A 15,465-nucleotide genomic window follows, 5' to 3' on the forward strand; every position below is an offset into this window, starting at 1 on the left:
TCTTCCCCCCACACCCCACACCGATGGCGACCCCACACCCCACACCCTTTCTTTCCCCCACACCTCCCACACCCCATCCCCTATGACTGATTCGCCAAAATCTGAAAATTCATCCTTAGATCCATTATCCAGCGCCCAAGTAAGCCCTCTTTTATCCCCTAAATTGTGGCGCCGTGGGGCCATTGGTTTGGGCTTCGTCCTAGTGGTTGGAACTGCGGGCGCAATATCATGGTTATGGTTTTTTGTCAACAATGACTTAGGGCCATTAGTGGAAAAAGAACTGGGTAAACTCATCGATCGCCCGGTAAAAATTGGCCCAATTGAAGAGTTTTATCTCACGGGTTTACGGGTGGGGGCTTCAGCAATTCCCACCACGGAAACTGACCCGGATTTTGTAGAAATTCCGACGGTAAAAGTGGGATTTGACCCTTTAATGTTGCTGTTTAGACGCACTCTGAATTTAAAAATTTCTTTACTACAACCCACGATTTATATAGAACAAGATATCAAAAATACTTGGTTAGATTTAAACCTGAAAAAATCATCGGCTTCTCAAAAGACGGTTAATATTAATATCAAGACCGTTGAAATCACCAATGGTCAGGTGATTTTAGCCCCAAATGGCACCCGTCGCGCCCAGTTATTTGACCTGGAAGAACCAATGGTGTTGCCTCCTGTGCTGTTGGAAAATGTCCAAGCCAAAGCCCGCTTTTTTAATCAGCAAAAAGAAACCCGCTATCATGTCACAGCCCAACCCAAAAGCGGCGGGAATTTAACCATTAATGGTCATTCTAATTTATCCAGTTTAGCTACCAAACTCGATGTTGAAGGCAAAAATTTAGACGGTGCTAATATTATCCCATTAATTGCTAATTTACCCGTCAGAGTTGACCAAGGTAAATTAAATTGTGATTTGAAATTAAACTTAGCGGAAACCACTGTCACTGCTTGGCGGGGTAATGCTAATTTTGAAAAGGTCAACGGTCAATTAGGAACCTTAGATCAGCCCATTTCCCAGGCATCCGGTCAGGTAAAATTTTCAGATTTACGGATAGCTTTACAAAAAACTGAGGCAATTTATGGGGAATTACCCCTAAAAGTGACTGGGACAATTGACACCAAATCTGATTATGATTTAGCAATTAGTATCCCCTCTTTAAGTTTAGCTAATTATATTAATACTCTGGAGTTAAATCTGCCGGTTCCGGTGACTGGGGCAGCGAGTACGGAGTTACAAGTTACTGGCCCTTTGTTGAATCCTATTTTATCGGGAATGGTGGTAGCAACGGAACCGGGAAAAGTGGATTTAATTGAGGTCGGGGCAGCTAGTGCTAGATTTAGAATGGAGGGAGAAGAGTTAGCTATTACGGATATTCAACTTAAACCAATTCTGGGCGGTTTTATTTATGGTCGAGGCAATATTCAGTTAACCGAAATTCCCCAGTTAGGCTTTTATTTGCTAGGGGAAAATTTACCCGGTGATGCGATCGCGCAACTGTATCGGGGGGAAAAACCACCGTTTGCTATTGGTCGAATTCATGGCAATACTAGAATATTAGGACAAGCGGATCAACCTACGGCACTGGTGAAGTGGCGATCGCCGGAAATGAAATATCCGGGCAGTGGAGAATTGACTATTACTCAAGACACAATTTTATTGAATAATAGCGTCTTTCAAGTAGGGGGAGGAACCGTAAACGCGATCGGCGCTATCATGCCAACCAAAGACCGCTGGCAAGCATTCTTAAGAGCGCAAAATATCGAACTAAATCAACTCACATCTTCTACTACAAATCCCGGAGAAAATAATAGCCCAGAAAATAATAGCCCAGAAAATAATAGCCCAGAAAATAATAGCCCAGAAAATCCTAACCCAGAAAATAATATTCCAGAAAATCCTAACCCAGACAATCCTAACCCAGAAAATCCTAACCCAGAGAATACCGCCCCAGCATATCCGGCAATTTTAGCCGGTGGGCTAAGACTTTCTGGTAAATTAACATCCTTAACTCCGGCAAATATTCAAGGGTCAGGAGAAGTAGAACTGACCACCCTTGATGCGAAAGTCACGGGTAGAGGCACCTTGGATAAAGGAAAATGGCTGGCATCATTGGGAGTGCAAACTTTACCCGGAAAAGCCCTGCGATTGAATCAATTAATTCCCGACTTACCCATACCAATGGAATTAGGTAGTGGCACTTTGGAATTATCGGGAACCGTAGACTCATTTGATTCAAAAAAAATTGACCCAAAAAAGATTGATGCCAAGGGTACTTTAAAGGTGAATTTACCAGAAACTGGCATAGTGACAGCTTCCGCTAATTTACAACAAGGTCAAGTCACGGCAAGGGCAACTCTGACTAATGCAGAGGGGCGATCGCTTTCTTTAAACCCTCGGACATCGTTTTGGACACCATTACGCAGTGCTTCTGTTAGTTTAACTGAGGGAAATTTAGAACTTTCTGGGGCGATCGATCCGTTATTTGACCATTTTTTTTCTGCAAAAGTCAGCCCTGCAAAGTTATCCGATAGAATCTTGAATACTTGGTCATTTCATAGCACTATTCAGCTATTAATTGCTGGGGCAGCAGTCACAGGAAAGGGACGATTAGAACAAGGTGAAATAGAACTTAGCGCTATTTTAAATTCTGATAACCTTTTATCGTTAAACCCCTGGAAACCGGATTTGCCTGTTCCCCTGGAATTAACAGCGGGTAGTCTGGAACTTTCCGGGTCAATTGCGCCAATTTTATCTGGGGATAAACCCGTCTCTGACATATTGAATAGTTGGTCTGGTCATAGCACTATTCAGCTATTAATTGCTGGGGCAGCAGTGACCGGAAAGGGACGGTTAAAACAAGGGCAACTAGAACTCAGCGCTATTTTAAATTATGATAACTTTTTATCGTTAAATGCCTGGAAACCGGATTTGCCTGTTCCCCTGGGTGTCACCGCAGGGAATGTGGAACTTTCCGGTAAAATAGATAGTTTATTAGCTCAATTTTATGCCGGAAATGGTGACATTAATTTTAGGGGTTTAAATACTTGGTCTGGTCGGGGCAATGTCCAATTAAATCTGGCCGGAAATGCGATCGCCAGTCAAGGGAGTTTTATGGGCGATCGCTGGCAAGTTTCTCTGAATGCAGAAAACTTAAATCTTAATTCATTAGCCCCAAAAACCCGGAGTTTGCCCGAACCTGTAACGGCCACAGGTTCAGTAAATTTATCGGGGTTTCTCACTTCTTTTTCTCCCCAGGATATTCAAGCAGAGGGCGAATTTACTCTGGTTAATCAACTTAGTTTAAATTATAGCCAAAGTTCGGGGTTATCTCAACTCTTTCCTTTATATAGTGAGTGGGGTTGGAATGGAGAAGTTTTACAAATTAAACAAGCAAAAGCCCCTGGTTTAAGTCTAGATGGAGAATTATTTGTCCAGTGGCAAAACCAACGCCCCACGGTGAGTAAATTTGACCTGAATCTTCAGGTAAACCAATTTAATTTAGCGGCTTTACCCTTGCCCCTAAATGTGGGCAAAACACCGGAACATTTAACCCTGGAAAGTTCAGGCAATCTAGAAAATAAAATATCCCCGATTTTGCCATTCATGCCATTGGCGATCGCGGGTTTATTAGACTTTAACGGTCGGTTGCGAGGTCAGATCAACCCCAGTTTTTTTAACCATGAAAGCCAAACTATTCCCGAACTGCTGTTAAATTCTCAGATTTGGATCGCTGGGGATTTACAGGTGCAAAATTTAGCGGTTAATGATTGGCAATTTGCCTCCTCTTTATCGGGAAAAGTTAATCTGGATACTCATCAGAGTTTGCAGGTTAACCTAGAAGGAGATAACACTCAAATTGCTTTAGCAATTAATAATCCACTATATCAAAATATCTCCACCTGGTCAGCCAACGGATTGGTCAATAATGCGGAAACGATTCTATCCGCAAATTTAGCCCAGCAACAACTATCGATTGCTGTGGAAAATTTCCCGTTAAGTCGGTTAAATATTGCCCCTGCCCCTGCCTATTATTATAATTCCGTTGGGGGCATATTGAACGGTAATTTTAATTTAAACTTAGCCACGTTTTTGGGCAATGGCAAAATTGCGATCGCCCATCCAGCAGTTGGCAATTTTTTCATGGATCAAATTACAGCGGAAATTTATAGCGATCGCGGCAAAATAGCGATTTCCAACGCTATTTTAAAAATGAACCAGAGTGAGTATCGCCTCGATGCCCAATTTAGCGCCAATCCGAAATCGGAAATTCACGGTCAACTGACCATAAACCAAGGAAATATCTCAGATGCTTTGGCGGCAATGCGCTGGTTTACCACTGATGACCTCAAAAGAGGTTTACTACCTCCCAATTATGGGAATCAAGACAGTCTAAAAACGGCATCTGCTGGCTTGCCTGAAGCGACATTATATCAGCAATTAAGCCGATTCGCAGAAATAAAAGCCAAACTGTTGCAAATTGCGATGGAACGGCAACAGGCAGCCTTCCCTAAATTGGTAGATATTCGCGGATTGGTGAATGGTGAAATTAGATTTAAAGGGTCTTTAGCTGCGGGAATTAATGCCAGCTTAAATCTCGTCGCCAATAATTTAGAATGGCGATCGCAACCCAGTTATGCCATGCCTACCCCAGAGGGGTTAGAACGGTTAGATAATCGGGTGATTAATATTGACCGGGTAATTTTTCAAGGCAGTTTTCAGGATGGCCATTTAATTGCCCAACCTTTGCGGGTAGAACAAGAAGCAACCTTGATTTCTTATGTGGGGACAATTTTTGGTGAAAACCAGTCAGGACAGTTACAAATCAGAAATTTATCCGGTGAGGATATTCGCAATTTTATTGATGTCCCTGGATACCGGGTTGATGGTCTATTAGATTTAACCGCTAACCTGGCGGGAAATTGGCAAAATCTCCAAGCCAGAGGAGAAATCAGTTTTTCTGATGTGCGATTAAATGGGGAAAAATTGGCGAATATTAAAGGAGGATTTAACTATGGTAATTCTCGGTTAGCAATTAGCACCATTGAACCCAATAATTTGCAAATTTTTACCAACTTGCCGGTCCCTCCTTTTCCCGGAAATGAGCAATTTAGCCTGAATGTAAATATTAAAAATGAAGGGCTGACTTTGGCGAATATTTTAACCGGGCAACAAGTGACCTGGGTTGATGGCAATGGAGAACTAAAACTTCAGGTAGAAGGAAAGTTAAATTCCGACCAAGGAACCCTGACAGATATCACTGCCAATGGTAGCGCGATCGCCTCTAATGCCACCATTAATGCCCAAGCCTTACCGGAACCTTTAACCAATCTGAATGGACGAGTATTTTTTAACGAAAATCTGATTTTTGTGGAAGGAATTGACGGACAATTTAGTCAAGGAAACATTTTAGCCCAAGGGTTTTTGCCGATTTTTCGCCCCTTATCGAGAAACGAGATTAATTTATTTAGGACGGGTAAATTTGCCGCCATGTTGCGTCAAGCACAAGGGGAAAATAGCGATGAAACATTAAGGGCTAACCAGCCAGAAATCCTTGATTATTTAAGACTTGAATTAGAGGGAGTTGAAATTAACTTCAAAGATTTATATCGAGGGGGAGTGGTGGGTCAATTACAAATTACAGGCACGGGATTTTCTCCGCAAATTGGGGGTAAAATTACTTTGTCTGATGGCATAGTATTACTACCGGATTCCTCAGAAATTGCCCCGAATCTTCCGTTATTAGAAGAAATCCAAGTCTTTACCCCACAATATAAAAATTTACAACTCACTTTAGGGGAAAATATTCGCATTGCTAATCCCCCATTATTAGAATTTATCGGCAGCGGAGATTTGTTGGTGAATGGATTTTTTGAAGATTTAAAACCTGCCGGAATTATTCGCTTAAAAGAAGGAGAAGTGAATTTATTTGCTACTCAATTTAGATTAATCGATGGCTATGAGCATTTTGCGGAATTTACCGGAGATTTAGACCCAAATATTGAAGTGCGATTAGTGACTTCTGTCCCCGAAGTGACTCGGCGAGAATTTTCCGCAACTTCGGCTTCAGAAATTCGGGAAGCGGTGAATACTGGCATCGGAGAATTGCGGACAGTTCGGGTAGAAGCGGTGGTTAGTGGACGGTCTTCTCAAATTTATAATACGGCAGTGGAATTAAAAAGTAATCCCGCGAGAGATGAAGCGGAAATTGTGGCGTTAATTGGCGGCGGTTTTGCGAATACTTTGGGCCGGGGGGATAGTCCATTGGCGATCGCCAATTTAGCCGGTTCTACGGTGCTAAAAAATGTCCAAACTGAAATTGGTGATGCCTTTGGTTTAAGTGAATTTAGGTTATTGCCGGTGATGGTGCAGTCCGGGGGAAATACTCGTCTGGCTTTAGAAGTTGAAGCGGGAGTTGATTTAGGTCGTCAATTTTCTTTTTCCGTGCTCTGGCCGAAGCTTTTTCTAGATAATGAAAATACGCGATATAATATTCGTTATCGATTTAACGATCGCCTTCTATTGCGAGGATCTACGGATTTTCAAGGAGATACTCGCGCTAGAATTGACTATGAATTTAGGTTTTGATTTTTTGATCAGAAACCGGGTTTCTTAATTTAATCTCTGCTTGAGGGCAAAAAGTTAACCAGAAACCCGGTTTCTTGTCCCTGGGGGGTGAGAAACCGGGAGAGGTTAGAAACCGGGTTTCTTGAGACAACCTTTGCCACCAACCAACAACTCTCATAGAAACCCGGTTTCTGGGAAAGCCCGGTTTCTTGTCCCTGGGGTTTCTTGTTCCTGGTCTACCAAGGGCTACCAATTAGGGTAAATGCTGACCAATAATAAGGATGAGTTAACTTTTGGTTTTCTGCATTTTGCAAAGCCTCTGGTAACGGATAAGTGTCGCGAGAACCGCGTAATTGACCATCTACTACTTCGACGTTACCGTTAATCATTGATAACTGGGCTTGTCGCATGGCTTCCGCTTTAATTGGGGCTGAACTTAGCTGGTTATAAAATTCAGTCATTAGGCCAAAAGTTCCCTCATCACTCACATACCAAAGAGACGCGATCGCAGTTTTCACTCCTGCTTGTAGGGCTAAACCAGCAAATCCTAATTCTGCTTCTGGGGAACCGACTGCGGTGCGGCAAGCGGACAGCACTAATAACTCCACTGGAGGATTAGTAAATCCTAACTGACGAATATCATCCAGATGCAACTTTTGATCCCATAGCTGAATATATGAATTGCTAATCTCTCCCGGTTCAAATTCTCCATGAGTCGCCATGTGAACAATCGGATATTGTTTATCCGCATATTGTGCTTGAATATTATTTAAGGTAAATTCCTGATTCATAAAAGAATCTCCATGACGAATTTGTTGGGTAATAGTTTGCAATTCTGCGGGAACTGCCGGTAAGGAATTTAAATCAGAAAATTCACTAGAACCCATGCCTAAAACCGAGGCATTTTGAATATTTTGATACCGGGTATCTGTGAGGCTAAGAGATGGCATCAGACCCAGGCTATATTTTTCTACCAGGAAATGTTCCCCGTCATGGATCGCTGCCACTGGCAAAGCCCGCAAACCCTGATCCATAATAAATGCGATGTTTTCAATTTGTTGAAGGTCTAATTCTTCTTTTAAGGGAGCAATTAACCATTGATAAAGCTGTTGGCCTGCTGGCAAATATTTTTTCTGGCGGCGATATCTCGGCGACGTGATATAATCGATAAAATTATTCGCCGTTGCGATCACTTCACCGCGAGTCGCTGACAGAGATTTTTTAATCGGATGTCCATTTGCGGTGACTAAGATTAACTCCAGAGGATCATTGTCAGAAATACCCGATCGAGAAGTGAAACCAAAACAGACATAAACTAAAGCCGGTTTTACCCCTGTTTCTGACTCAATTTGTTGAATAATATTTTGGGCTTCTGCTAAAGTCGTGGTTGCCGGAGAATTCACTTCACCAATATAGTCATTAAATCTTTGACTAAAAGCTTGTTCGATCGCCCCCATACCCGGATCCAAAATCGCCACTTTATCTGGTTGAGATATTTTTTCTGGGTCTAGGAGATCCTCCTCTTCTTCTGAATTGTTTGGTATATCAATAGCGATCGCCGCTTCCTCTGGGTCAACGATTTTCGGATCCAAAATCGCCACCTTTGGTGGTGGAGGTGGTGTAGTGACCACCGTTGCTGGTGGAGTGACCACCGTTGCTGGTGGAGTGACCACCGTTGCTGGTGGAGTGACCACCGTTGCTGGTGGAGTGACCACCGTTGCTGGTGGAGTGACCACCGTTGCTGGAGTGACCACAGATGATGATGAATTCACCGGAGGTGCTGGTGGACTGGGCGGAGGTTCCGAGTCTAGCTGGGGCGATACTGGAGTATCATCCACTGGGGCTGGTGCCACTGGAATCGGTTTTGCCTGCGGTTCTGGCTCTAGCTGGGGCGATACTGGAGTATCATCCACTGGGGCTGGTGCCACTGGAACCGTTGGGGTTTGTATATGAATATCGCCCTGTTCCACTGGACCAGGCAAAATAGACCCCAAGGGAATGGTATTATCGGCACTCGTGGTAATCACCCCTGCGGTGCCATTGGTGCTGGGATCTCCCACCACAAACGGGATATTTTGACTACCACCATCGTGACGGATAGTGATACTACCACCGCCATTTCCTCCCGCAGTAGAAATACTGGCAATTTGGCCATTTTGGTCAGTAAAACTATTTGTTGATCGGAAAAAGCGCCCAGTGGAAATATCAACATTGCCACCACTACCACTTGATCCACCTTGGGCATTAATAAATCCTACTTGAATATCGTTTTCTGGGTCGAGCAAAACATTCCCCGCATTGCCTACAATACCACTGCTATTTATATCCCCAGTCGTGATAGTGGTTTTGGCGATCGCGGTAATATCTCCCCCGGTTGTGCCAGTAGAAATTAAATTTCCGGTGGTGACAATTCCCGTGGGACTATTAACTGTAATTGCCCCGCCTACAGCTTCCGGGTTAGAACTATCAAGATTTCCGGCGGTAATATCACCCTGACGATTGCTTAAACTAATTTTACCGCCATTAGTTGTAATGTTATTTGTGGTTAGCTGATTCTGGGCATTCAAGATTACATTTGCACCCGTTGTGGTGATATCACGATTAAGCTGAATAGTGTTGGCGGTTGCCTGCAATCCACTGTTAATGATACTATTAGTAATCAGGCTATTTAAAGTCGTGTTATTCCCAATGGCACCTGTAAAAGCAATCGTGCCATTGCCTGCATTTAAAGTTAGTTTTTGGTTGCCATCAATTGTTCCGGTGAATAAGATATTTCCCAGCCCCGTACCACTGTCTAAAGTAATATCGTTACCGAGAATGGTATTGCCATTAATAAGGATGTTTTGGTTATTGGTAATAATCCCAGAATTGAGAGTTATATGATTACTGCTCAAATTCACTGAGGCATTATCGGTGCCAGTAATGATGCCATTGACGGCGATCGCACCATTAGGCGATCGCATTGTCACCGGATCGCTAAAGCTAATATTCCCTAAATTTACCATCCCAGTGCCATCACTTCGTCCAATGGTAATACTACTAAATCCATCAGATAAATTAGCGATTTCGGCGGCAGAAAGGTTAAAGGTTTCTGTTTCCCCTCCAATGTCAATGGTGGTGTTAGGATTAAGTGGTTGTAAGATGAGATTACCTGGGCTAGTGAGGAAATTTTTCAGAGAAATTGTATCCCCGGTCAAAGTAATATCATTCCCAGCATTAATTTCTCCACTATTAGAAATTTCGCCATTATTAGCAGTAGCATTTAAACTGCCGCCACTGGTGACATTATTATTGAGAGCGATCGCCTTTCCGGTTAAAGTGATATCACTGCCAGCATTAATTTCTCCACTATTAGAAATAGTGCCATTATTAGCAGTAGCATTTAAACTGCCGCCCACATTAGAAGTGGCTAAATTAACCGCAGTAGCATTCGTAATACTTGCATCAGCCCCAGTACCATTAGTATTAACAGCAATTGTTCCGGCTGTATCTAAATTATTTAAAGTAATATCCGCATCACTTGCCACCGTGGTAAAACTGCTATTCCCACCTACGGTTACGGGGCTACTATTGGCAATATTCCCAGTTGTTGCCGTAACATTTAAATTTCCACCGACGTTAGAATCAGCTAAATTTATTCCTTGGGTATTATTAAGATTTGCATCACCACCAGCCCCATTTGTATTAACAGTAATTGTTCCTGTACTAGAAAGTTGATCTAGGGTAATATCTGCATCGGTTTTGATAGTAGTAAAACTGCTATTTCCGCCAACGGATACCACGCCACTATCCGTAATATTCCCCTTGACCGTAATTCCTATGTCACCGATGATATTCCCCGCTCCTAAATTTAGGTTTTGACTATTATTTAAGAATAAGTTTTCTGAGACATTATTAATATTCACTTGGCTAACATTTGTCACCAAAGGATTAAGTGCATCGCCGATGTCACCGGATACATCTAATACCAAAGTGCCATTACCTGCGATCGCGATATCTGTCGCATCAAACGGACTGGTAATACTGCCAGTATTCAAGGTGAAAATGCCATTATTACGAATGGTAATGCCATTATTAAAACTTAACAAACCACCGCTAATAGTCAGGTCAAAATTTTCGTTACTTAAATTAACCAATCCAGCAATATTAATCAGTCCGGTGTCACCACTGCGACCAATTGTCACCCCATTAAACCCATCGATTAACTCTAATTCAGCGGTGGTTAAATCTAAACTGGGTGACTCATTATTTCCCCCAATTTCAATGGATTGGCTGGTAGTTTCTGGTTGGATCGCGAGATTGCCCGTACCGACAACTGTCCCGGATAAATCCAATTCACCGGCAGTTATTTGTGGGTTGACATTATTAAAGGTGACATTACTGTTATATGTCTGAGCACCTGTGGTGGTGATATTGCCATTAAAGGTGGTGGTTCCAGTGGTGGTCAGACTTGCTAAAGGAGTGGTATTCCCCACTGATCCACCAATATTTAGATTGCCATTACCTGAATTTAAATTGAGGTTGCGATCGCCGTTGATAGTTCCTTGCAAATCAATATTTCCGTTTCCACTATTTAGGGAAACATCGGCACCGAGAATCGTATTATCAGTGATGGTAATAGTTTGGTTATTCGTGGAAATGTTTGCATTCAGAGTGGTTAATCCGTTCAGCGTCACTGAAGCGTTATCAGTGCCAGTAATTGCCCCGTTGACAATAATTGCACCGTTGGGCGATCGAATAGTAATTGGGTCAGTCGGAGAAAATCCATTGGCATCTATATTAATAGTGCCGTTACTCTCTGAACGTCCAATCGTAATAGAATTAAAACCTTCTTGGATATAGCCTAACTCTGTCGCAGTTAAATCCAGATTATTAGAGGTGGTATTTCCCCCAATTTCAATGGATTGGGTATTTGTGGCGGGTTGTAGTAAAAGAGTGCCAGGGTTAGAACTTCTGATATTAGTTGTTAAGTCGATTTCATTAGCGCTCAGAGCAATTGAACCGCCAATACCGTTTAAGGAAGCAGAAGTTAATGAACCTAAAATATCAATCAGTCCACTCGTGCTGGTTAGCTTGATATTTCCGGCGGTTCCGCTGCCATTAGAATAAGAATCAATATTATTTGTGCGAATATCTCCTTTAGCTGTAAGCTCGATGTTACCCCCATCACCTTCATTAGAAGATGATTCAATATTTCCCTCGATTATATTAATGGCACCGTTGTCACTGGTTAGGCTAATGTCACCCCCGGTTCCGCTGCCTGCGGAATCAGAATAAATGTTACTGGTAATCAGAATATCGTCATCAGCATTCAGGGTAATTGAATTCCCATTGCCCTGATTTGAAGAAGAATTTAGATCCCCAGTTTCAATGGCAGCATTGTTACTGGTCACGTTGATAGTTCCTGCGGTTGCTTCTTGGGAATAAGAAGAAATATATCCTGTGTTAATATTTCCCTCAGCAGTAAGCGTAATATCGCCTCCAGTTCCTTGGTTAGAAGAAGCATCAATTGATCCGAGATTTATCACACCACTATTACTGCGAAGACTGATGTCACCCCCAGTTCCGCTGCCTGCGGAATCAGAAGAAATGTTACCGTTACCAGGGATAAGATTTTCATTCTGATCTAATCCAGCTAAAACAATATTCTCTTCAGCTATTAGCTTAACCTCACCTCCATTCCCTGTATCAGAAGTAGAAGAAGAGTTTAGCCACCCAGTCTCAATTGCACCGTTGTCACTGGTCAGGTTGATGTTTCCTGCTGTTGCTTCTTGGGAATAAGAATAGATATATCCTGTGCTAATATTTTCAGCAGCCGTGAGGGATATCGCGCCCCCAGTGCCTTGATCGGAATTAGAACTCAGCGACCCGGAATTAATCATCCCACTTTCGCTGTTCAGGTTAATATTTCCGCCAGTTGTGCTGCCATAAGTCTTAATATTACCGTGGATATGATTTCCAGACATATCCACGTTACCTAGAAAAATATTCCCTTTAGCGCTAAGGATAATTTCACCTCCATTACCGCCATTAGAATAAGAAAATAGATTGCCAAGAATATCAATCGTACCGTTGTCACTGGTCAGTTTGACTTGTCCTCCTTGTCCGCTGCCGTCTGAGTAAGATGTGATAGCAGTTATATTAATATTCCCATCAGCATTTACCGCGATCGCACCCCCATTCCCGCTGGTGGCAGTAGAATTTGAGGAAGTAGAAGTAGAATTTAATGACCCCGTATTGATAGCACCGTTGTCACTGGTCAGGTTGATATTTCCCCCATTTCCGTAGCTGTCAGCAGAAGAATTAATGTCACTTGTGCCAATATCCTCCGCAGCAATAAGAGTAATTGAACCACCACCACCGCCACCGCCAGGGTAACCAGCAGAAGAGTTCAGCGACCCAGTATTAATCGCACCTTTGCTACTGGTTAGATTGATCTTTCCGCCTGCACCGCCTGTAGAATTGGAATAGATGTCAAATGTGTTAATGTCCCAATCTGCAATAAGAGTAACTGAACCCCCACTAATGCTAATAGTATCACCCGTTGAAGACACTGAATCGAGAATATTAATACCACCGCCGTTATTAGTAATATTAATCTTGCCTCCTCCAGAGGTTAGGGCTGCCAGTGTAATATCGCCAATTTCTCCCAGAGATCCTAAACTAATTTCGATATTACCGCCTGGAGCAATATCCCCGGAGCTAGTATTTAACTCGGTGCCAGAGGACATATTGATCTCCGCTGCACCAGGAACCCGGTTATTCACATCAGCACTATCATAATTTCCGGTTAAAATAATATTCCCGCTCACGCCACTTATAGGAAAGGGATTAATACTGATATTTGCATTAATATTAATACTGCGACCGGCTCTGAGTTCTAAATTGGATATAAAATTAGATTCAATCGGTTCATCAACCGTAATATCGTTGTTTGCTTCTAAAATCACATCACCACTCAACCCGGTGATATTATCCGCATCAAAAGTGACATCAGCGGTAGGATTTTCTTTAAAAGCATTATTTAAATCTACGTTATCTGTACCACCATTGTCAATGATAATATTTTTTGGGTCAAAAAGAATTGTCCCAGGAGTTCCCTGATTCGCCGTAACATCAACAAAACCTCGGAAAATTAAATTTTGTTTTCCCGATACTTCTACCAAGCCACCATTGCCACCAAAATTACCACCTGTGGCGCTAATATTCCCATGAAACCGAGTGGTTTCATCCGCCCAAACGATCGCACTCCCGGCATTTCCATTTTCTAAGGCATTCACCGAAATAGAGGAATTATTATTCACAAAAGTATGAGCGGCATTAGGCAAAGTGCCTTGTCCCTGAAAATTGCCCCCAATAAATACATTTCCTCCGGTATTGTTGCCACTGGCGTTAATATTGGCATCAACTAAAGCCACCCTTTCTCCTAATACCGCCACGGTTCCTGCTGCATTATTTGAAACATCAATATTGCCGGAAAGAATTGTTACTCCCGTATCAGTGGGGACAGAAACTCCCGAACCTGTTAACTGAATGGTGCCATCATCATGGACAACCACTTGAGTCGCATCATGGACTTGTCCTCCTGTGAGTAATTCTGGCAAATTAGAAGGAGTAATGGTGTCTAAAGAATTCGGATCAATTTCTAAACTCAGCAAATGTCCCGGTTGCGACAACTTCACCAAACTTTCTCCCGGAACGGCAGTAATAATAATATTTCCTCCCGGTGCCGAAAGACTGCCAAGATTTAAAACGCTGCTGCCCAATAATCCAAGCTGATGGCTGTGGGAAATATTCAAGTTGCCAAAATTTACTATAGCCCCATTGCCATCAAAGCGAAATACCGAGGGACTGCCGATTAACTCAGCCCAGTTATTGTTGCCAAAAGCATCAAACCAACCCTGATTAAATCCTATCCCGCTGGCAGTGGTAGCGATAAAATCAGCGGGAATATTCAGGGTAGCATTTGACCCAAATACAATCCCCGCAGGGTTGATTAAAAATAAGTTAGAATTTCCTCCCGTGACTTGAATTAAGCCATTAATCATCGAGGCGTTGCCACCCGTGACTCGACTTAAAATATTAATAATCTCTGGATTTGATTGAAAAGTGGCGATTTGCCCAGAATTTAGGCCAAATTCCTGGAAAGAGTGGAATAAATTAGCCCGATCGCCACTAACTTGTCCCCCAGTAATGTTAAATTCATTGCCGTTAATTTCTACTTGGGTGCCGGTGCCGTCCGTTGCGGGGACAATGGGTTCTGCTAGGGTGATTGTCTGAGAAACAATGAAGGACAAAGACCCCAGGAGAAGGCTTTCCATGTAGAGATGATTTCCTGTTAGTCGCTTCATCACAGGTTGCTCCTGGCGAATTATGCTACTATTATGCGTAATTTCCCTGAATTTGTCCGCAATTTAAGGTAATTTTTGATAAGTTTAAGAATCTTTTAATCTTTGGCAGAAAAACTTCACAAATTTTCTGACAAAATGGCAACATGAATGCATTGAATCAGAGGATAATATTGGGGGGAGGCTTAAAATTTTTTGCAGCTTAGGAAATGGATTTTCTACTAAAGGGCGGATCGCCCACCCACAGCGATCAACCCCTAAAAAAGCGATAGCTATTTTAAATTGGTATAAGATTCAACTCACCAAACACCAAAAGCGATCGCCAGAGCAAAAAAGCGATCGCTTTATGTACAACATCTGTTGACTTGATTGACGTGAAGCATTCATCTCAAGGTTGTTAATCAGTAATTGCTTCCACGAAATCCAACCGACAAGGGCGATCGCACTGACCACCAAACGATAAGATCGGCGTGCTGGCGATCAAATTGATCTGTGAGGTTGTTGAGTTTCGTGGATCATCCATCTCCAGGTTTTCAATCAGGACTTGACACC

Annotated in this window: 3 protein-coding genes; 1 reads left to right on the forward strand and 2 read right to left on the reverse strand. The window is 42.6% G+C overall.

What is annotated here, in order from left to right; translation table 11 throughout:
• Positions 1-82 precede the first annotated feature (82 nt).
• Positions 83-6,586: a translocation/assembly module TamB domain-containing protein gene (locus AM228_RS15990; protein WP_082348908.1), complete on the forward strand. Its 6,504-nt coding sequence runs from the start codon at positions 83-85 to the stop codon at positions 6,584-6,586.
• Positions 6,587-6,801: 215 nt separating this feature from the next.
• Here the strand turns inward: AM228_RS15990 and AM228_RS15995 are convergent, their stop codons facing one another.
• Together AM228_RS15995 and AM228_RS36220 are read right to left on the reverse strand one after the other, a co-directional pair.
• Positions 6,802-14,916, reverse strand: coding sequence for a CHAT domain-containing protein (locus AM228_RS15995; RefSeq protein WP_082348909.1), 8,115 nt, complete (start codon positions 14,914-14,916; stop codon positions 6,802-6,804).
• A 394-nt stretch (positions 14,917-15,310) separates the two neighbouring features.
• On the reverse strand, positions 15,311-15,436 hold the full coding sequence (locus AM228_RS36220; protein WP_255353206.1) for a hypothetical protein: 126 nt from the start codon (positions 15,434-15,436) through the stop codon (positions 15,311-15,313).
• Between the last annotated feature and the right edge of the window lie 29 nt (positions 15,437-15,465).

The organism is Planktothricoides sp. SR001, from assembly GCF_001276715.1.
Lineage (GTDB): Bacteria > Cyanobacteriota > Cyanobacteriia > Cyanobacteriales > Laspinemataceae > Planktothricoides > Planktothricoides raciborskii.